This window comes from Arthrobacter sp. 2RAF6, from assembly GCF_052115205.1.
Lineage (GTDB): Bacteria > Actinomycetota > Actinomycetes > Actinomycetales > Micrococcaceae > Arthrobacter.
This window is the reverse complement of record NZ_JBFRGF010000013.1, coordinates 108,716-128,059: the sequence shown is the minus strand read 5'-3', so window position 1 is coordinate 128,059 and position 19,344 is coordinate 108,716. Positions and strand designations below refer to the sequence as shown.

Annotated in this window: 21 protein-coding genes and 2 pseudogenes; 12 read left to right on the top strand and 11 right to left on the bottom strand. The window is 62.8% G+C overall.

What is annotated here, in order from left to right:
* Positions 1-273 (top strand): HNH endonuclease (locus AB4Z38_RS11815; protein WP_441429881.1); only part of this gene is annotated, 273 nt, incomplete at its 5' end.
* Positions 274-339: 66 nt separating this feature from the next.
* Here AB4Z38_RS11815 and pgsA read toward each other — a convergent pair.
* The 5 genes from pgsA to AB4Z38_RS11790 all read right to left on the bottom strand — a co-directional run bounded on the left by pgsA (position 340) and on the right by AB4Z38_RS11790 (position 5,847).
* Positions 340-969, bottom strand: coding sequence for a phosphatidylinositol phosphate synthase (gene pgsA / locus AB4Z38_RS11810; RefSeq protein WP_441429880.1), 630 nt, complete (start codon positions 967-969; stop codon positions 340-342).
* On the bottom strand, positions 962-1,570 hold the full coding sequence (locus AB4Z38_RS11805) for an HIT family protein (protein ID WP_441429879.1): 609 nt from the start codon (positions 1,568-1,570) through the stop codon (positions 962-964). Before AB4Z38_RS11805 ends, pgsA begins: the two co-directional genes overlap by 8 nt.
* A gap of 29 nt (positions 1,571-1,599) precedes the next feature.
* Positions 1,600-3,609, bottom strand: a complete 2,010-nt coding sequence (gene thrS / locus AB4Z38_RS11800; protein ID WP_441429878.1) for a threonine--tRNA ligase — start codon at positions 3,607-3,609, stop codon at positions 1,600-1,602.
* A 244-nt stretch (positions 3,610-3,853) separates the two neighbouring features.
* A complete protein-coding gene (locus AB4Z38_RS11795; RefSeq protein WP_441429877.1) occupies positions 3,854-4,138 on the bottom strand; it encodes a YegP family protein in 285 nt (94 codons plus the stop codon).
* A 110-nt stretch (positions 4,139-4,248) separates the two neighbouring features.
* The gene (locus AB4Z38_RS11790) at positions 4,249-5,847 is read right to left on the bottom strand and encodes a S53 family peptidase (RefSeq protein WP_441429876.1); all 1,599 of its coding nucleotides are present in this window, start codon (positions 5,845-5,847) and stop codon (positions 4,249-4,251) included.
* A gap of 217 nt (positions 5,848-6,064) precedes the next feature.
* On the opposite strand from AB4Z38_RS11790, the gene AB4Z38_RS11785 reads away from it, so the two are divergent.
* The 4 genes from AB4Z38_RS11785 to AB4Z38_RS11770 all read left to right on the top strand — a co-directional run bounded on the left by AB4Z38_RS11785 (position 6,065) and on the right by AB4Z38_RS11770 (position 9,607).
* Positions 6,065-7,465 carry a glutamate decarboxylase gene (locus AB4Z38_RS11785; RefSeq protein WP_441429887.1) on the top strand — a complete coding sequence of 467 codons (1,401 nt, stop codon included), beginning with the start codon at positions 6,065-6,067 and terminating at the stop codon, positions 7,463-7,465.
* Between the two features lie 43 nt (positions 7,466-7,508).
* Positions 7,509-8,375 carry a class II glutamine amidotransferase gene (locus AB4Z38_RS11780; RefSeq protein ID WP_441429875.1) on the top strand — a complete coding sequence of 289 codons (867 nt, stop codon included), beginning with the start codon at positions 7,509-7,511 and terminating at the stop codon, positions 8,373-8,375.
* An 89-nt stretch (positions 8,376-8,464) separates the two neighbouring features.
* A complete protein-coding gene (locus AB4Z38_RS11775; protein ID WP_441429874.1) occupies positions 8,465-8,617 on the top strand; it encodes a hypothetical protein in 153 nt (50 codons plus the stop codon).
* A gap of 99 nt (positions 8,618-8,716) precedes the next feature.
* Positions 8,717-9,607: a helix-turn-helix transcriptional regulator gene (locus AB4Z38_RS11770; protein ID WP_441429873.1), complete on the top strand. Its 891-nt coding sequence runs from the start codon at positions 8,717-8,719 to the stop codon at positions 9,605-9,607.
* Between the two features lie 7 nt (positions 9,608-9,614).
* Here the strand turns inward: AB4Z38_RS11770 and AB4Z38_RS11765 are convergent, their stop codons facing one another.
* From AB4Z38_RS11765 to AB4Z38_RS11740, 6 genes and pseudogenes are all read right to left on the bottom strand, one after another.
* The gene (locus tag AB4Z38_RS11765) at positions 9,615-10,319 is read right to left on the bottom strand and encodes an alpha/beta hydrolase family protein (RefSeq protein WP_441429872.1); all 705 of its coding nucleotides are present in this window, start codon (positions 10,317-10,319) and stop codon (positions 9,615-9,617) included.
* A gap of 262 nt (positions 10,320-10,581) precedes the next feature.
* Entirely contained in the window at positions 10,582-10,905 is a 324-nt protein-coding gene (locus AB4Z38_RS11760) for a type II toxin-antitoxin system PemK/MazF family toxin (protein ID WP_441429871.1), read from the bottom strand.
* Complete coding sequence (locus tag AB4Z38_RS11755; protein WP_441429870.1) at positions 10,902-11,114, bottom strand: antitoxin MazE family protein; 213 nt, start codon at positions 11,112-11,114, stop codon at positions 10,902-10,904. Before AB4Z38_RS11755 ends, AB4Z38_RS11760 begins: the two co-directional genes overlap by 4 nt.
* Before the next feature lie 84 nt (positions 11,115-11,198).
* Entirely contained in the window at positions 11,199-11,642 is a 444-nt protein-coding gene (locus AB4Z38_RS11750) for a hypothetical protein (protein WP_441429869.1), read from the bottom strand.
* A 200-nt stretch (positions 11,643-11,842) separates the two neighbouring features.
* Positions 11,843-12,824 (bottom strand): annotated as a pseudogene (locus tag AB4Z38_RS11745) (cation diffusion facilitator family transporter).
* Between the two features lie 36 nt (positions 12,825-12,860).
* The gene (locus AB4Z38_RS11740) at positions 12,861-13,592 is read right to left on the bottom strand and encodes a DUF72 domain-containing protein (RefSeq protein ID WP_441429868.1); all 732 of its coding nucleotides are present in this window, start codon (positions 13,590-13,592) and stop codon (positions 12,861-12,863) included.
* Between the two features lie 71 nt (positions 13,593-13,663).
* Here AB4Z38_RS11740 and AB4Z38_RS11735 point away from each other — a divergent pair, with 71 nt between their 5' ends.
* The 7 genes and pseudogenes from AB4Z38_RS11735 to AB4Z38_RS11705 all read left to right on the top strand — a co-directional run bounded on the left by AB4Z38_RS11735 (position 13,664) and on the right by AB4Z38_RS11705 (position 19,319).
* Entirely contained in the window at positions 13,664-13,873 is a 210-nt protein-coding gene (locus AB4Z38_RS11735) for a hypothetical protein (protein WP_441414182.1), read from the top strand.
* Positions 13,870-14,391: a DUF6328 family protein gene (locus AB4Z38_RS11730; protein ID WP_441429867.1), complete on the top strand. Its 522-nt coding sequence runs from the start codon at positions 13,870-13,872 to the stop codon at positions 14,389-14,391. Before AB4Z38_RS11735 ends, AB4Z38_RS11730 begins: the two co-directional genes overlap by 4 nt.
* A 161-nt stretch (positions 14,392-14,552) precedes the next feature.
* Positions 14,553-15,485, top strand: a complete 933-nt coding sequence (locus tag AB4Z38_RS11725; protein ID WP_441429866.1) for an SDR family oxidoreductase — start codon at positions 14,553-14,555, stop codon at positions 15,483-15,485.
* A 58-nt stretch (positions 15,486-15,543) separates the two neighbouring features.
* The gene (locus tag AB4Z38_RS11720) at positions 15,544-15,852 is read left to right on the top strand and encodes a hypothetical protein (RefSeq protein ID WP_441429865.1); all 309 of its coding nucleotides are present in this window, start codon (positions 15,544-15,546) and stop codon (positions 15,850-15,852) included.
* A 56-nt stretch (positions 15,853-15,908) separates the two neighbouring features.
* Positions 15,909-16,670, top strand: a complete 762-nt coding sequence (locus AB4Z38_RS11715) for an SRPBCC family protein (RefSeq protein WP_441429864.1) — start codon at positions 15,909-15,911, stop codon at positions 16,668-16,670.
* Between the two features lie 392 nt (positions 16,671-17,062).
* Positions 17,063-17,409 (top strand): annotated as a pseudogene (locus tag AB4Z38_RS11710) (hypothetical protein).
* Between the two features lie 17 nt (positions 17,410-17,426).
* Positions 17,427-19,319, top strand: coding sequence for a transketolase (locus tag AB4Z38_RS11705; protein ID WP_441429863.1), 1,893 nt, complete (start codon positions 17,427-17,429; stop codon positions 19,317-19,319).
* Positions 19,320-19,344 lie beyond the last annotated feature (25 nt).

Sequence of the window (19,344 nt, the reverse complement as noted above, 5' to 3'; positions counted from 1 at the left end):
GCCATCATCGCCCGCGACCAAGGCTGCGCCTTCCCCGACTGCACCATCCCCGCACCCTGGTGCGAAGCCCACCACATCACCTACTGGTCCAACGGCGGCACCACCGGAACCGAGCAAGGCACCTTGCTGTGCAGCCACCACCACCACGTCATCCACAAAGAACAATGGACCATCACCACGGACAACGGCACCGCATGGTTCAAACCCCCGCCCCACGTCGATCCCCGCCAAACACCCCGACGCAACCACCACTTCAGACCCACCAGGACATAAACCCGCCGGGACATAAACCCGCCGGGACATGGAACGCGCCTGGAAGCGAGAGGATGATCCCAACGCTTAGGCGGGCGTCCCGCCGTCGACGTCTGCCATCGCCTGTTCGCGGACGGCCGCCATCCTTTGGACGACGGTGACGCCCGTAGCCGCGGCGAGCATGACAAGGGTCACCAGCAAGACGACGGGAGGCAAGCCGAGTCCGGTCAGGCCGGTGACGAGGAGCACGGAAATGAGTCGCTCCGCGCGCTCGGCGATGCCCACATTGGCGTAGAAGCCTAGTGATTCAGCCTTGGCGCGGGCGTACGAAACCACCATCCCGAGCACCAGGCAGGCCAAGGACGCTATGGCAATCGTGCTGTTCCCGCCGCCCGTGAAGAACCAGATTGCGACGCCGGCGAATATGGCGCCGTCTGCCAACCGGTCCAGCGTGGAGTCGAGGAAGTTTCCCCACGGGCCGCTGCGTCCCTGTTCCCTCGCCATGATGCCGTCCACGACGTCGGACAGCGCGAAAACGGCGATCAGCAGAGAACCCCACCAGAGCTGGCCCAGGGGGTAGAGAATCAGGGCACCGAGAACTACGCCGGCGGTCCCGACGACGGTAACCGCGTCCGGCGAGACGCCCACCTTGAGCAGGAACCGGGCAAGGGGCGAGAACAGCCCGGTGAAAAACCCGCGGGCGTGCCGACTAAGCATCCGTCTCCCCGGACAGGTCCGACTCTTCCGGCCACGCGTCGGCCACCTGCTGGCGGACCTCGTCGAGCGTCTGCGTGATGGCCTTCGTCTGGGCGATGATGGGGAAGAAGTTCCCGTCCCCACCCCAGCGCGGAACCACGTGCTGATGCAGGTGGGCGGCGATTCCCGCCCCGCCCGCCACGCCTTGGTTCATGCCCAGGTTGAAGCCGCTCGGGTTTGCCACCTTTCGCAGCACCCGCATTGCGGTCTGCGTGAGTTCCGCCATTTCCGCTGTTTCCTGCACCGTGATGTCCGTGTAGTCCGGAACATGACGGTACGGGCACACCAGTAAATGACCGGGGTTGTAAGGAAACAAATTGAGCACCACGTAGCACGTCTTGCCGCGGCGCACGATGAGGGATTCCTCGTCCGTGCGGCTAGGAGCCACGCAGAAAGGGCAGTCGTCCTGGTTTTTGAACTGGCCCTGCCCGCCCTTGATGTAGGCCAGGCGGTGCGGAGTCCACAGGCGTTGGAAGGCATCGGGAACACCTGCCAGGCCGAAGTCGTCAGTCACTTCGGCATCGCCCGGATAATCAGCTGTCACGCCCGTGTTCTCCTGCACTGTTTCTGCCCCCCGCGGTGTCCGACTCGTCAGCTCTCGCGGTTCTTGACGGCGTCCACGATCCTTCGGACGGCCTCGGCAACGGGCACACCGTTGTCTTGGCTGCCGTCACGGAAGCGGAACGACACTGCACCGGCCTCTGCGTCCTCCCCGCCAGCAATCAGGACGAAAGGAATTTTGTCCTTGCTCGCGGTGCGGATCTTCTTGGGGAAACGGTCCGAGGAAATGTCTACCTCGGCACGGATGCCCGCGGCCTTGAGCTGGCCGACGACGTCGAACATGTAGTCGTTGAACGCTTCCGCCACCGGAATGCCAACCACCTGCACGGGCGAAAGCCATGCGGGGAATGCACCCGCGTAGTGTTCGGTGAGTACGCCCATGAAACGCTCAACCGAGCCGAACAGAGCACGGTGGATCATGACCGGACGCTGGCGGGTGCCGTCCGCGGCTTGGAACTCCAGCTCGAACCGCTCAGGCAGGTTGAAGTCCAGCTGGATGGTGGACATCTGCCAAGTGCGGCCCAACGCGTCCTTGGCCTGCACGGAGATCTTGGGACCGTAGAACGCGGCTCCACCCGGATCCGGGACCAGTTCCAGCCCCGAGGCCTCGGCTACTTCGGCCAGGGTACGGGTGGCTTCCTCCCAGGCGGCGTCTTCCCCGACGAACTTGTCTTCGTTCTTGGTGGACAGCTCAAGGTAGAAGTCGTCCAGTCCGTAGTCCTTGAGCAGGCCGAGGACAAAGTTCAGGGTTGTGGTGAGTTCGTCCTTCATCTGCTCGCGGGTGCAGTAGATGTGGGCGTCGTCCTGTGTCATGCCGCGCACGCGGGTCAGCCCATGAACAACGCCGGACTTCTCGTAGCGGTATACAGAGCCGAACTCGAAGAGCCGAAGGGGCAGTTCCCGGTAGGAGCGGCCGCGTGAACGGAAGATCAGGTTGTGCATGGGGCAGTTCATCGGCTTCAGGTAATAGTCCTGGCCGGGCTTGCGCACGGTGCCGTCGTCGTTCAATTCCGCGTCGATGTGCATCGCCGGGAACATGCCTTCCTTGTACCAGTCAAGGTGGCCTGAGACTTCGTAGAGGTGTCCCTTGGTGATGTGCGGGGTGTAGACGAACTCGTATCCGGCGTCGACGTGACGCTGGCGCGAATAGTCCTCCATCGCCTTGCGGATGATCCCGCCCTTGGGGTGGAACACCGGCAGGCCGGAGCCCAGCTCATCCGGGAAGGAAAACAGGTCCAGCTCCGCGCCGAGCTTGCGGTGATCGCGTCGCTCGGCCTCGGCGATGCGCTCCTGGTAAGCCTTCAGCGCGTCCTTGGTGGGCCAGGCGGTGCCGTAGATGCGCTGCAGCTGCTGGTTGTTCTGGTTGCCCAGCCAGTATGCCGCCGAGGAGCGGGTCAGGGCGAAGGCGTTGGAGATCAGTTTGGTGTTGGGCAGGTGCGGCCCGCGGCAAAGATCGCACCATACGCTGTCACCGCTCTTGCGGTCCACGTTGTCGTAAATGGTGATGTCCCCGGCGCCCACCTCGACGTTGACGCCCTCGCCGGCGTCGGCGGCGTCGTTCTTCCTGCCCAGCAGCTCAAGCTTGTAAGGCTCGCCCTTCATGGCTTCGCGGGCTTCGTCTTCGGTGACGACGCGGCGCACGAACTTCTGGTTCTGGTTGATGATCTTCTGCATCATCTTCTCGAGCTGGCGCAGGTCTTCAGGGGTGAAGGGCTCGGCAACATCGAAGTCGAAGTAGAAGCCGTCTGTGATGTACGGTCCGATTCCGAGTTTGGCGTCCGGACGAAGCTGCTGCACAGCCTGGGCCATGACGTGTGCGGTGGAGTGGCGCAGGACGTTCAGGCCGTCCGGCGAGTCGATGGTGATGCCATCAACCTGGGCACCCTCGGGCAGCACCTGGTCAAGGTCCTTGAGTTCGCCGTCGACTCGGGCCACTACGACGTCGCGGCGCTCAAAGAAGAGTTCCGCGCCGGTGGTCCCTTCCGTCACCTTGGTCTCTTCGCCATCGACGATGAGGGTGATCTGCTGGGCATCTGACACGGGTGTCTCCTATTCATTGATAAGGCTTCATAGCTTGTGGCGTACGGGGACCACAGCCAGCCATCGTCCATCGTATCCGCTCCGGCTGGGGCAGCCAAAGCAAGCGCGGGCGCGCCGTTTTCCGCCGAGGAGACGCGGCGGCGGACGGATTTTTGGCATGCACATTTGCGGCCCGTGCAACCCCTCGGGGAGGGCCTTGGGGCCTGGAGCGCGGGGCGGTTCGCGAAACCGCTCTATCGCAGGGCTACATACGGCCTGCGGCGCTTCTCACTTCGTGCTTCCGCCATGCGGGTTGGTGGAACAGATGCAAGTGGTGCGCCTGCCGCTCAAGGGACGGCGTCCACCGGCCATGGCTCCGGTCCTTGATGAGGGCAGTTCCGGCGATCTCCCTGAGTGTGGATATCCCGCGGACAGCCGATTGCTTGGTGGCAAAAGTCGTAGACATCGCCAGAATGTCGCCTTCGCCGTCGCGTAGTGCAATCCTGTACCCATCGTTGGGTCCGTCGATCAGCTCAAAGTATCCAGCCATTGTGTAGCCTCCTTTGAAACCTGCGGTTGTAAAGGACACCAACCAGTCTACCGAGCAAAAGCTGTTTAGGCGGTGGGTTTTTGGGACCACCGCGACGGTTCCGCAGGTCGCTAGGGCTTGGCTTGCAGCAATGCAAGGAGGGCACTGCCGTCCGGGCTGCCCAGGCCCGTGCAGGGATCCCAGCCGGTCGCGGCATGGTAGCTTCCGTTGGAGCCCGTAGTGATGTCATGGAAGCCCGACGCCGGTTGGGTGCCGTTTTGGTAGAGCAGCGGCTGGATCAGCCCGAAGCGCCTCTTAGTGGCCTGGGCGAGGCGGGCTACCAGGGCCGCCCAGAGCGGTGCGACGGCACTGGTTCCGCCGATCACCATGTCCTTCCCATCGACGCGGACCTGGTAACCGGTCTGCGGGTCGGCAACGCCGCTGACATCGGGGACACCCCTGCCCGCCTTCCTGGGCGCAGGTTTGCGCTTGGCGTGTCCCGAGATACCGGACTGCCAGGAGGGAGCCGGAAAGAAGTCGCTGTATCCTCCACCGGTGGCCGAGTTGGGGCCGTCGTTCCAGACAGTTTCCGCGTTGATGACTCCTGTCGCGGTGTCTGCTTGAAGGCGGGTTCCGCCGCAGGCCAGCACATGAGGGCTCGACGCCGGGAAATCGGCGTGATCCTTGTTGTCCGTTGCGCCGTCCGCACTGCCGTTGTCGCCGGCTGCGGCTGTCACCGTCACCCCGAGGGCCGCAGCATCGGCCATGGCCTGGTCGAAAGCCATCCGGGCTTGGGCGGTCCAGGCGTCTTCGCTCTGGCCCCAACTGATGCTGATCGCGGTCGGCGCCGGATTTGCATGGGAGGCTGCGACAATCGCATCCAGGAACCCTGCGTCGGTGTTGGGAGCGAAATAGACCACGATGTTGGCCTTCGGCGCCAAGGCACCGACTACTTCGATGTCGAGCAGGACTTCCCCGTCGGCGCCTGTCGGATCCTGCCCCGGCTGGTTCGCCCCGCCGTCGACTCCCACCGCGGTGATGCTCGGCGTGGCGAGACCCAGGCCCCGGAAGTAGGCGTCAAGGTCTTGCTGTCCGAAGCCGCCGCCCAGCTCGAGGATGGCAACGGTTTGGCCCGTTCCGTCCGTTCCCTCAGGGAAGTTGTAGATCTGTCCCAGCTGGGGCGGGCTGTAGCTGGTACTGGCCGCGGCCAAGGGAATGGCGCGGAATTGGGCCCGGGCCTGCGGCCGGTCGTCGAGGCCGAGGACGGCGACAACGACGCCATCGAGGGCTGCAGGTACTTGGAGGCCTCCGGTGCGATGCCTGTGGGTGACAGCAGTGCCGTCCGGGCTGCGGCTCGTCAGCTCGTCAAGGGAGGTCCCGAAGATGCTGCCCATCCGCTCCACGGTTCCTGCCAGCCGAATCCTGCGGCTGGCAGCGTCCGACTCCACAACGTCGAGACCGAGGTTGGCGAAAGTGCGTACAGCCAATTCCAGGTCTGCGGCCGATGCGCCGTATCGGGAGGCCAGTTCGTCCACCGAAAGCGCTCCGGACGGAACTTCGGGCATTTCTTCCTGGCGCCTAAGGATGACCGTCGCCTCGATCCAACGGTAAGGATCGACGGGACCGAGCACGTCCAGGACGCCCGGAGCGGGAGCCCTGTCTGATCCTGGCAGCGGGACGCTTTGCCTTTCCTCAGGCTGCCGGTCTTCTGGAGTGTCCTGCATCGACATTGGTGCCTCCTAGGCTCGCCGTGAGAGAGCTTCGTCCCTGCGATTATGCACCAGGAGCCACTTTGGCACCATGGCGCGGAACAGGACTGGTCGCTGGCGGACTCGAGCGATGACGGCTTGAAGGGCTTGGGCACGGCGGCCGCCCACGGTAGCGTGGGGCCCTGGCGGGCCATGCCAGAGCAGCGGCCGGCGCAGCGGCGAGTCAAAGGAGCGAACCATCAATAGGTCACACCGAACATCAGCCCATGAACCCGACACTGCAGTTGAGTTGAACCCGGTGTTCAGCCGGCCGGGGGAATCCAGTATTTTTCCACGGTTCACCATTCCGGACGGTGAGTCCCTTCCTTCGACTGCCTATCAGGTTGTCCACGACGAAGCCATGTTGGACGGCAACTCCCGCCTGAACCTGGCCACGTTCGTTGGGACGTGGATGGAACCGGAAGCGTCGAAACTGTACGCCGAAACGTTCGACAAGAACATGATCGACAAGGACGAATACCCCCAGACAGCCTTGATCGAGACCCGCTGCTGGCGGATGCTCGCCGACTTGTGGAACGCGCCCGATCCCACCAAGTCCATTGGGACCTCCACGATCGGATCCTCCGAGGCATGCATGCTGGGCGGCCTGGCCCTGAAACGTCGCTGGCAGCACGCGCGGCGGGCGGCCGGCCTTTCCACGGACAAACCCAACCTGGTCCTCAGCTCGGCAGTGCAGGTGTGCTGGGAGAAGTTCTGCAACTACTGGGACGTGGAGGCCCGCTACGTTCCGGTGTCTAAGGAACACCAAATGCTGGACGGCTACGAACTGGACAAGTATGTGGACGAGAACACCATTGGCGTTGTAGCCATCATGGGCGTGACCTACACGGGGATCTATGAACCCGTCGAAAAAATCTCGGCGGCGCTGGACGAGATCCAGGAAAAGCACGGCTTTGATGTTCCGATCCACGTCGACGGTGCCTCCGGAGCCATGGTTGCGCCCTTCCTGCAACGGGAGACAGTCTGGGACTTCCGACTGCCGAGGGTTGCCTCGATCAACACATCCGGCCACAAGTACGGCCTGGTCTATCCCGGCCTGGGCTGGATCATCTGGCGTGACGAGCAAGCGCTCCCCGAGGACCTGATCTTCCATGTCAGCTACCTGGGTGGGAACATGCCGAGCTTCGCCCTGAACTTCTCACGCCCTGGCGCCCAGGTGCTCCTTCAGTACTATCTGTTCCTCAGGCTCGGATACGAGGGATACAAATCCGTCCAGGCAACCTCCCGGGACGTGGCACTCTATCTATCGAGGGAAATAAGGGCGATGGAGCCGTTTACTTTGTGGAGCGACGGATCGGACATCCCGGTCTTTGCTTGGCAACTCACCGACGGCTACACGGAGAACTGGAACCTTCATCACCTGTCCGAACGGCTGCGAATGAATGGATGGCTTGTCCCCGCCTACCCGATGCCGGAGGGATTGAGCGAGATCACCGTCCAACGGATCGTTGTCCGCAACGGCTTCACACGAGATCTTGCATCCAGTTTCCTGGCCGATCTCAAGAAGGAAGTCGCCTACCTGGACGGCCTCACCGCACCCATGCCCGCCGGCGGGCAAACCCAGGCGTTCCACCACTAGCCGGCAGCTTCAGCCCCAGCCGCTTCAAGGAAGGATGTGTGCCATGTGCCGGTTATTCGGCTTGCATGCCGGTTCGCAAGCAGTCCGGGCCACTTTCTGGCTTTTGGATGCCCCGGACAGCCTTGCTGACCAGAGCCGGCGCGAGCCCGACGGCGCCGGGATAGGCACCTTTGACGGTGACGGTAAGCCGCATGTCGCCAAACAGCCGCTCGCAGCATGGGAGGACCACGCCTTTGCGCGTGAGGCACGGGTCCTGAAGAGCACGACGTTCCTGGCCCATGTGCGGTATGCCAGCACCGGCGCGCACACCATGGTCAACACCCACCCGTTCGAACAGGACGGGAAGTTGTTCGCCCACAACGGCGCCTTCGGCGATCTTGAACGGCTCGATCAGCGGCTGGCTGAGTTCGGAGTTTCGGATCTGGTGAAGGGCCAGACCGACAGCGAGCGCCTCTTCGCATTGATCACCGCGGAGAGCAGGCGCGTAGATGGCGACGTCGGCGAAGGTATCACCCGAGCGATCAGTTGGATCGCCAAGGAGCTGCCAGTATTCAGCTTGAACCTCATCCTGACAACGGCGAGCGACGTTTGGGCGGTCAGGTACCCGGACACGCATGAGCTGCACATTCTGGAACGGTTGCCTGCCCGCTCCGACGAGGGAGCTCCCCTCGACGCACGGAGCTCCCGAATCCGCGCCCACAGCAAGGATTTGGCCCGTTCCAGACACGTCCTCATCGCTACCGAACCGATGGATGACAACCCGGAGTGGAGAGCGCTGCCCGGCGGTGCGTTGGTCCACATCAATCAGGATCTGGCTGTGACTATCAGCCACCCCTTTCCGGAGGCTCCGACACATCCGCTCACGCTATCCGACCTCTCCCCCTCCGCGGCGGCATCCCAGAAGCCGTGATCCTCGAACACAAAACAGCGCGCGGCGTCTTGCCCTGAAGACCGCGTGTTCATCGCGTCCGTCGGCCCCGCCGCGCATAAGATCGATCCATGACCGCTGAAGTCGAATCCGAAACAGCCTTCGTCCCGGCCGTCCAACTCGACGGGCAAATGAGCATCAACGACGTCCTGCTTGAGTTGGGGCGGGAGCCCTTGGTGTACCCGTCCGCGAACGCCGACGCCGGCGATTTCCACATTTTCTAGCACGACGTCGGGACCATCACCGCCGCTGGGAAGTTTCCGTTGATGGAGGTACTGGCAGGGACTCCCTCAGGGCGCTGAAAGGTCACTATCGTTGATCGCATGGACAACCGGAACGACGCCCGCGATTTCCTTGCTTCCCGGCGTGCGAAGATCACCCCCGAACAGGCGGGGCTGCCGACGTCGGGCGGCAACCGGCGAGTACCCGGGCTCCGTCGCGGAGAGGTCGCAACCCTGGCCGGGGTAAGCGTTGAGTATTACACCCGGCTAGAACGGGGAAACCTTGCGGGAGTGTCTGAAAGCGTGCTGGAAGCATTGGCTAGGGCGTTGCACCTTGACGAAGCTGAGCGTGCACATCTGTTCGATCTGGCCCGCGCCGCCGGAACAAGCAAGCGGCAGCGTCGATCTGCTCCCCAACATCTTCGACCGAGCGTCCTGTTTGCCCTTGACGCCATCACCGACGCGCCTGCATTTGTCCGCAATGCACGCATGGACATCCTCGCCGCCAACAGGCTCGGCCACGCATTGCACTCCGAGATGTACGTTAACCCCGTCCGGCCGGCCAATTACGCGCGTTTCATTTTCCTGGATGAGGAGCGGGCCCGGCGGTTCTTCCCGGATTGGGAACTCGCTGCCAACAACATGGTGGCCATCCTGCGCACCGAGGCCGGACGCGACCCCTTCGACCGCGGACTGAGCGACCTCGTAGGAGAGCTGTCGACCCGCAGCGATGAATTCCGCACCCGCTGGGCGGCACACAACGTGCGCCGCCACTACAGCGGCTTCAAGCATTTCCATCACCCCGTGGTGGGCGAACTCCGACTGCTGTTCGAGGCGATGGAATTGTCGGCGGACACGGGCCTCTCCCTGTTCATCTACCCTGCAGAACCTGGTTCTCCCTCGGCAGACGCCCTGCGCCTGCTCGCGAGCTGGGCCGCCACGCAGGAACTGGCAGTGCAACCTCAACCCGCACCTACTGCAGGTGGAGTGTGACGGGTCCCTAGGGCGTTGATCGGGCTGCGATCAGGCTGGCCTTCAGCCACGAAATGGCGTGTCTTCTCTGAACGGCGGGAAAAGCATGCCCGCCGTCGAAAGGAACGAAATCGGCGACGCCTTCCCTGAAGGAATTGACGAGGCCCTGGACGTCCCGAAACGGAAACAGCGGATCGTCCCGTCCAGCGACGATCAGGACACGTTGGTTTTCGATGGCTTGGGCCACCAGGTGCACGTCGCCGGCTTTGCGAAGATTGGGCACAAACCAGGCCGGGTTATGGGAAATGCCCTCACGTTCGAACGACTCAAGTGTCCCGATCCCGCAACTAAGAACACCGGCACGCAGCCGCGGATCACAGGCGAGATTGAAAAGCCCCACCTGGCCGCCCAAGGAATGACCGATAATCCCGAGCGGTCCGCGCACGTCATCGCAAGCTTCGAGCCACGAAGTAGCCATGGCAATATCCCTCGTGTGGACGCCCTGCAGCGTTGAACCAGCGTTGAGGAGATCTTGCGCATCGCCGTTTTCGGCCAGCTGAGGGTCAATGGCGTCACGCTGCCGCTCTTCGAATCCGAGGAGGTCCGGGACGAGTGTCGGAACGCCGGACTCGGCCAATTCGACGGCGAAAGCTAACTGCGGGTCACCTTCGAGCCCGGCAAGCTCGCTCTTCCCCAGCGCATAGCTCCCGGCGTGTTGGTGGACCGCCACCACGGCACCCACCTGATGAACGCTATCGATTGGTTTAAGGAACAGGCAAGGGACGACATTCCCTCCATCCGTCCAAAGCTCGATCCGCTCCGGAAAGACATTCCCCTGGCGCACGCGCGGGCCGCGAACAACCTTGGCTGCGACATAGGACCGAATAGCGTCCAAGCCAATAAGTGAGAGGACCTCAGACCGTGCTGGATCCACCACGCGGGTCCACCTCCATGATCGGTCGGTGCTGTCGATTCGCCAGCTGAACCGCCCTTGGCTATGCGATTCCGAGGAAGACCAACAGCGCCCGTTCCACTTCCACAAGCTGGCCAGCGGTAAGGCGCCCCACGCGGGACTGGACGTTGGACCGGCGCACCGTAGTTATCTTGTCGATCATAATGTGACTTTCGCGGACCAGCCCTGACAGTTCAGAGGGTGTCAGCGGGATCCGCAACAAAGGGGCGTCCCGAAGGGTTGATGTCATTGGCAGCACGGTCAGGGACTGCGAATCGCTGAAGCGATCGTCCTGAATGACCAGCGCCGGACGTGGCTTCGAGGCGAAGACGCCGCCAGCGACCGTCCAGATCTCGCCTCGGATCACTCCTCGTCGTCCCAGAATACGGACACGGCGTCGACAAAGTCCTGATCGTCCGAATGCCGGTCCGCTTCGGCCACGATGGCACTCTGCCGCCTCGCTTCCTCGGCGAACGTCTTGGCGCGGGTGTCCGGCACCCACACCTGAATCGGCCGGAAGCCCTGCTCCCGCATCCGGCGCCGATACTCACTGACTCGATCCTTCACAGTTCCCATACCTCATTGTTACATGTAACAGATTCGGATGGTAGAGAGCGAGCACTCAGCGCCCCAGCGCCCGGACCAGGCACTGCCCCGAGCCTACGATCTGGAACCTCGGCGCCCCTCCTCGTCGCCTTGGTCATCACCGCGCTCCCGTCGGCCGCCGTCCTCGTCCCGGTCGCGACGGCTTCCCTCGCCTTCCGTGTCCGAGCGGTTGGCCGCATCGGGGTCAAGCTCTTCTGCCCGACGCAGCCTGTCCTGCGAGACTTCGTTGGCCCGCTCCGCCGCCTTCTGCTTGTCCGTGGCCTCCCTGTGCAACCGTTCCGCTTCGTTCTCGGCACGGGCGGCGTCGGCCGCCGCTCGAGCGGCCTCAGCGCTGCGCTCATGGGCTCCGAGGGCGTCGGAACGGGCTTTCTCGCGGAGGTCCGCAGCGCGCTTGCGGTTAGCGGCGTCCTTCGCACGGCGCCCATAAACGACGACGGCGACGATCACCGCGATGATCACAATCGCCACCACGATCCAAATCCATAGTTGCCCGTCCATTGCAGCTCCCCTCGAAATTTGGCTGTGCTTCCACGCGCCGGTTCTATCGTTCGGCCGACCCTGCCGTTGGCCAGCTGGGATCGGCGTCCCCTGTCAGTGCGCGGATGCTGGTCCCTTGAGTCAACAACTTTGCGTGAAGCATGGCACGAGTAGCCTGTACTTGTTTTCCCCAGAGGTTCAAACGGACTGCCGCTCCTGGTTTACTCAACGGCTGGCGACTGTCGCCGAACACCAAAGGACAGCGAGGGCTCGTCGGGGGTAGCGAGGGTCAGCACCGCCTCCTCGACGGTCTCCTCCTCCTCCAGCTTCCTTTCCACACGGCGCAGTGCGATGGCCACTTCATGTTCCCGAAGGTCGCCCGTGATATCCACAGCCGCCACGAGGTACAGCTTGCGCGGACCGACAAACTCCAGGTGCAGATACGTCAGTCGCTCGATTTCCCGGTGTTCCATGACCCTGATCGCCATCGACTTCTCGAGTTCCGGAGTAACGCCCTGACCGACGAGGAAGCGACGATTGCGATCTATCAGCACCACCGCGACGACACCTAGAAGGATGCCGACAAATATGGATCCGAGCGCATCTGGAAGCGGCGATCCAGTGAGCTGGTGCAGGAAGATCCCCAGGAAGGCAATGAGCAGGCCTATCAACGCCGCGCTGTCCTCCGCGAAGACTGCACGCATGGTGGGATCTGAACTCTTGAGCACTTGTTCCAGAGTGCGGCGTTCAAGCTGCCTTGCCGACTTGCGAGCCTGCCGGAACGCTTGGATGAACGAGGCCCCTTCGAGCACGAACGATACCGCTAAGACGACATAGGCGACGGCGAAATCACCGGCGGGCTCCGGTGCGAAAAGCTGTTGGACGCCGTGCATCACGGATACAACAGCACCCGCAGTGAACAAGCCAAAGGCGGCGAACATCGACCAAACGGTACGCTTCCCTGCCGTAGCCCATCGGATGGGCCACGTCACGCTTCTTCGAGGATCTCCTCTCAGCCACCAGCAGGAAGACCTGGTTTCCTGTATCGGCCCAGGAATGGGCGGACTCGGCGATCATCGAAGCGGAACCGGTAAGTATGGCGGCGACGGTTTTTGCGGCGGCAACAAGAATATTTGCCGCAAAAGCCAAGATCACGGTCATAAGGGATGAGGATGGCATCCTGACCCTCTTGGTTTCAACCATGGAAGCTACGGTACCCAACAACCGTCGAGGCCACGCCTACTGCTTGCCGAGGAAGGAACGGAGGGTGTGGGCGTTACGGACCGCGTTGCCGCCGCCGTCGTTATTGAAATAGACGAAGACCTCCTTGCCCGCCGTCTCCCATTCCGCAATTCGGTCCGCCCACCAGTGCAGGTCCTGATCGGAGTATGAACCTCCGTAAAGGTGGTGGTGATCCGGACCGTGCATCCTGATATGGACAAACGGCGCCGTGGCTCGGAGGACGCAAGGGAGATCCGCCCCGCTCATGATGCAGTAAGCCGTTTGGTGCCTTTCAAGCAGCTCGTAGACAGCCTCGTCATGCCAGCTGTGATGGCGGAATTCGACGGCGACATTCACCCACTCGGGCAGGAGGCCAAGGAAATAGGCCAGCCGGTCGTCGTCGCGCTCCATTCCCGGCGGCAGCTGGACCAACAGGACTCCACGCCTGTCCCCGAGTTCATGCCACGCCGAAATGAGCCTGCCGATCCAGGCTTCAGGGGCGTAAAGGCGCTTGCCGTAGGTGAGCCCACGGGGCGCTTTGACCGAGAAGACAAATCCTTCAGGTAACCGGCGTCGCCAGCTGGCGAACGATGCGTCGCGCGGCCAACGATAAAAACTCGCGTTGAGTTCGACGGTGTCGAACTGCTGCACGTAGTGTCCGAGCCTGTTGCGGGAGGGGGTACCGGCGGGATAGAGCACCTGGTCCCAGTGGTCGTAACTCCACCCCGACGTTCCTACTTGGGTTTCCATTCGGCCGGCCTATGGTCGACGTCACTGAATAAGTAAGCTGATGATATTCGGAATCGATGAGAGGTTGGTCGATGGCCATGCGATTTGGGTCGATCTTCGGGCTGATCGTGGTGATCTGGCTCATCATTGGAGCGGTAGCCGCCGGACAACGCGGCTACTTCAGCGCAGTGCCCGCGCAGTGTTCCCAGTTGGCAACGATTAGCCTGAATATTGTTGCCGGTCCCCTGAACTACATGGGGCTGAACCCTGTGGCAGGCTGCGAACTGCCGCGGCCGTCGTGAGCGGACCGGAAGATCCCCTGCTCCCCGAGCCGGATGCCGATACCAGGCACGAGTCCGAGGACCAGCGAATGGACCGGAATTGGAATGAGCTGCTCCAGGAAATGCGCGTCCTCCAGACGGGCGTCCAAATTATCGGTGGCTTCCTGCTGACCCTTCCCTTCCAGCAACGATTCGGCACGCTCACAGAGATGCAGAAGTGGTGGTTTCTCCTGCTGGTCGTCCTGGCGACCATGACCACCGGCCTCATGCTGGTTCCTGTCAGCCTCCACCGTCGGCTCTTCCAGCATCACGTCAAGTACCGGCTGGTAGCTGCAGGGGACGTGATCGTCAAGGCCGTATTGGCGTGTGTATCCTTGCTGATCGCAGGATGCGCCGGACTGATCTTCAGCGTTGCTGTGGGCCCCGAGGCCGGCCTCGCCGCCGGCGGAAGCATTCTCGTCGCACTCGCGGCGCTCGTGCTGCTGTACCCGCTGCTTTCCTGGTCTCCCCGGCGCAGTAAAGCAGAGCCGGAAGCCTAATTCGCGGCCCAAAAACCGCACTAGTCTAGGTCCTCTGAAGCAATATAGTAAGTTTACTGATCAATTTCCCGGAATCCATGGACAAGAGTCCGCCCGGCCTACTAGTTTCGATGAGGAAGCAAGCTCACTCAGACGTCGAAAGGCCGACGAAGAAGGTGATCATGAACCAGTCAGAACCGCAGCAAAGCGAAGCGGAACAACCAGCTAGTGCACAGCCTTTTCCACCGCGGGATCCGCGTTCCGGTTATCACACAGGGTCCTTTCCCCAACAGGAACAGAAGCAGCCCGGCCTGACCGGGTCCATGGATCCCGTGCCGGACCACGGCGAACTCTCTTACGTGGGCCACGGCCGCTTAACGGGCAGGTCGGCCCTTATCACGGGAGGGGACTCCGGGATCGGGGCCGCTGTTGGCATCGCCTTCGCCCGCGAAGGTGCCGACGTCGCGTTCACGCACCTACCTGAAGAGTCCGCGGACGCCCGGAGCACTGCTGGCTGGATCCAAGAGGCCGGGACTCGGGCTTTGGCCCTGCCGGGTGACGGCCGTTCGGAAGAGTTCTGCCAGTCCGCGGTGGAACGAACCGTAGGCGAATTCGGCCGGCTGGACGCCCTGGTCCTGAATGCCGGGTACCAGAAAAACCGGGAAGGGCTCGAGACCCTGCCGACCGAAGAAATGGACAGGGTTTTCAAGACCAACTTGTACTCCTTGATGTGGACTGCCCGCGCGGCAATCCCCCACCTCAAACCCGGCGCATCGGTCATCGTCACTGCATCCATCCAGGCATTCAACCCTTCGCCCCAACTCATCGACTATGCCATGACCAAGGCAGCGCAAGTGGCTTTCACCAAGGCGCTGGCCCAAGAGCTGGGACCCAAGGGCATCAGGGTCAATGCCGTGGCCCCCGGACCCATTTGGACACCGTTGATTCCCGCGACGGAGTGGCCGGACAAGCTCCCTGACTTCGGACAGGACACACCGCTCGGCAGAGCTGGACAGCCAGCGGAATTGGCTCCGGCCTATGTGCTTCTCGCATCGGACGAGGGCTCGTACATCTCCGGAGCTGTTCTCCCGGTCACCGGCGGAAAAGGCCTTTAGCAGCCGGTCTTTGATTTTCCACCAACAAGTCAACCAGCACGGAAAGGACGGTATGGACATGGACAAGCAGCACGCAGCCCAGGAAGAGGAAGCCGGAGGCTACGGAACTCCGACGCCCGAACAAGAAATGCCAGGACCCGGGGGCCAGCAAGCGGATCAGCCGAAGGAAGAAGCCCTTTCGACGTCGGAGGACGGGCGCAACGGATCAACCGCGGTGCCATCGGCCGATGCCGAGCTGGATGACTCGAACTCTGAGGGAAGCAAGCCAGGGAGTTCTTTCTCGTCCGAACCGAAGGGCGATGCGACAGGACTGTCCGAGGATAAGTCCCCGAAAGACGACGACGGCGAAACATTCGACGCCGGCTAGATCGCCCAGAAGTTCACCAACCTCCGCAGGCACAAGCGCAAGCAAGGAGCACCAACATGGCTACCGTCAACCGAACAATCGACGTGGAAGTTCCCGTTTCAGTGGCTTACAACCAATGGACCCAGTTCGAGTCTTTCCCGGAATTCATGAAGGGCGTCGAAGCGGTGGAACAAATCGACGAGACCGCCCTGCATTTTTCCACCAACGTCGGCGGCGTCAAGCGCGACTTCAACGCCCAAATCCTTGAGCAGGTCCCGGATTCACTGGTCAGCTGGGCCAGCATCGACGGACCAAGGAACGCGGGCACCGTAAGCTTCGAGCCACTTGGCGCGGACCGTACCCGCGTGAGTGTGGAGATCGAATGGGAGCCGGAGAGCTTTGCCGAAAAGGCGGGCTCGCTGGTGGGCATCGACGATATGCGGGTTTCGGCCGACCTCGACAAGTTCAAGAAATTCATCGAAGAGCGCGGCCACGAGACTGGTGGCTGGCGAGGCTCCGTGGCCGCCGGCGATGTCGACGACTCCGGGGCGGCAGTATCCCCCGCCCCTATCACTTCGGAGCTGCCCGCCGTCGATCCTGACTTGACTGCCCCTACGACTTCGGAAGCGGCCGACGGCGACGCGACTCGCATCGGCCAGTACACCGAGGGCGACTACGGCACGGAGCGCGTCACCGATCTGCCCGCCGAGCGGATCGAAGGCGACTACACCACGGAAGAAACGCCTCGTGATCCTTCTGAGGAACACGGTGCCGAACCTTGGCCCGCTACGGAAGCTGGCCGAGGCACAGAAACCCCTCCGCGTTCGTCGGACCGCTGAGCCCCGTGGGGTCGGCCACGAACAGGCCGGCCCCACGGAAGTCCGCCCAAACTTCATTCACGATTCGAGGAGCAAACAATGAGCGAGTTCCCTCCGGACCCGACGCGCGACCCAAACGCTGACCCCACCCGAGAGCCTGGCCCAAGCCCGACGCCGGAGCCGGTGCCGGAGCCAGGGCCGACACCTGTGCCGACCCCTGGCCCGGAGCCCGAACCCGGGCCGCGCCCGGGGACCCCCGAACCGGTCCCGCTGCCTGAACCGGGACCTTCCCCGGTCCCCGAGCCAGGCCCGGACTTTCCCTCCCCGACTTCGCGGCCCTTGGGAGAACCGCCCCTCACGATCTTGTGAGCCGGCTGCTCGCAGAGCTTGACGGAAGAGATGGAGGTCCCAACATGGCCATGAAACTCAACAAGAAGGCCTTCGATCATGCGAAAGCCTTATCCGGGACAACAAGGTAGTCATCGATACCCGGGACGACTGGAGCGAACACGCGCCGTCGACGCAGGATGAGAACACCTTCCTGGGTAAGAACGGGAGCGCCGAATATTCGAAATGGTTTCTCGGTGTGGACGATGGGCACCCCGAAGGACAGAAGGGCCGCTACAAGTTTCCCTATGGAGACTTCAAGAAAATTCATAGATGCGCCGTAATTTCAGGCGAAAGCAGGGCTAGCCAATACGACTATGACGATATTCGCCAAGCTCTGGGGAACGTGCTCGAGCAGTTGAACGAGCACTAAGCAGAGAGGGACCCGGCATGTCAGAGGATAGGACAACAGCCCCCGCCGGATTGAGAACCGAAGAAGCGGATTCCATCCGGGCCCTGGCGACGCAATTGCGTGTGGACTCCATCAGGTGCAGCACCAACGCAGGCTCGGGGCATCCCACGTCGTCGTTGTCGGCCGCGGATCTCATGGCGGTCCTCCTCAAACGGCACCTTCACTACGACTGGGAACATCCGGCGTTGCCGAACAACGACCACCTTATTTTCTCAAAGGGACATGCTTCGCCTCTTCTGTACTCCATGTATCGGGCCGTGGGCGTCGTCGAGGAAGATGAGCTGCTAAACACCTACCGTCAGTTCGGTGCCCGGCTTCAGGGCCACCCGACCCCGGTTCTGCCTTGGGTCGATGTGGCTACCGGCTCGCTGGGACAAGGGCTGCCGGTCGCCGTCGGGGTAAGCCTCGCAGGGCGTTACCTGGACAAGCTGCCTTTCCATACCTGGGTGTTGTGCGGAGACAGCGAGCTAGCTGAAGGGTCCATCTGGGAGGCCCTCGACAAGGCGGCCTACTACAAGCTCGGCAACCTCACCGCCGTCGTAGACGTCAACCGGCTTGGCCAGGACGGCCCTACCGAACTTCAGTGGGATATGGACGCCTACGCCAGGCGGGTTGAGGCTTTCGGGGCACGGGCCATCATCATCGACGGTCATGACCTTGGTCAGATCGACGACGCCCTGGGCCGGGCCCGGAGCGAACCTGACAAGCCGACGGTCATTCTGGCCAAGACGATCAAGGGCAAGGGGGTACCTGAGATCGAAGACCAGAATGGCTGGCACGGCAAAGCGCTCCCGGCGGACATGGCCGAGAAAGCCATCGCAGCCCTTGGAGGGCCAAGCACCGTCCACGTGACCACCCGTCTTCCGGAGTCCGGCACACCAGCAATCACGCCGAGCGCCCAAGCCGCGGTGACGCTGCCACAGTGGAAAGTTGGCGACAAAGTGGCGACCAGGGCCGCCTTCGGTGCCGCTGTCTCCGCGCTTGCGGTCCGCCCCGAAGTGGTGGTCCTGGATGGCGAGGTGGGGAATTCGACCCACGCCGGGGACTTCAAGGAGGTGGCCACTGAGCGGTATTTCGAAATTTTCATTGCCGAGCAGCAACTCGTCGCCGCGACCATCGGCCTCTCGGTCCGCGGCTACGTGGCCTTCGCCTCAAGTTTCGCGGCCTTCCTGGTTTCGCGGCCATTCGACTTTATCCGCATGGCGGGAGTCTCAGAAGTGAATATCCGGCTCGTCGGCACGCATGCCGGTGTTGAAATCGGGCAGGATGGTCCATCACAAATGGCGTTGGAAGACATTGCCGCCATGCGGGCCGTGCACAGTTCCACCGTGCTCTATCCGGCCGACGCCCCGTCCGCGGCGCAGCTCGTGAGCGCCATGGCAGACACGCCCGGAATCTCGTACCTGCGCGCCACCCGTGGAGCCTATCCCGTGATTTACGGGCCGGACGAACAGTTCCCCCTTGGCGGAAGCAAGGTCCACGGAGCCAGCGCCGATGACCAAGTGGCGCTTATCGGCGCGGGCGTCACACTCCACGAATGCCTCGCGGCCGCCGAGCAACTCGCCCACTCGGGAATCAAAGCCCGCGTCATCGACCTCTACTCCATCAAGCCGATCGACGTCGACACCCTGCGCCGGACGTGCCTCGAAACCGATGGCCGGATTGTTGTAGCGGAAGACCACTACGCCCAAGGCGGCATCGGCTCGGCCGTCCTCGAAGCCCTCGCGAGTGCCAACACCCCCAAACTCCATATCGCGCTGCTCGCCGTGAGGGAACTTCCTGGTTCCGGCGAACCGAAGGACTTGCTTAATGCCGCGGGTATTTCCGCACGCCACATTGCCGCCGCCGCTCGCGACCTCGTCATCGACTGAGGCCGCAACACCGCGACCGCCAGCA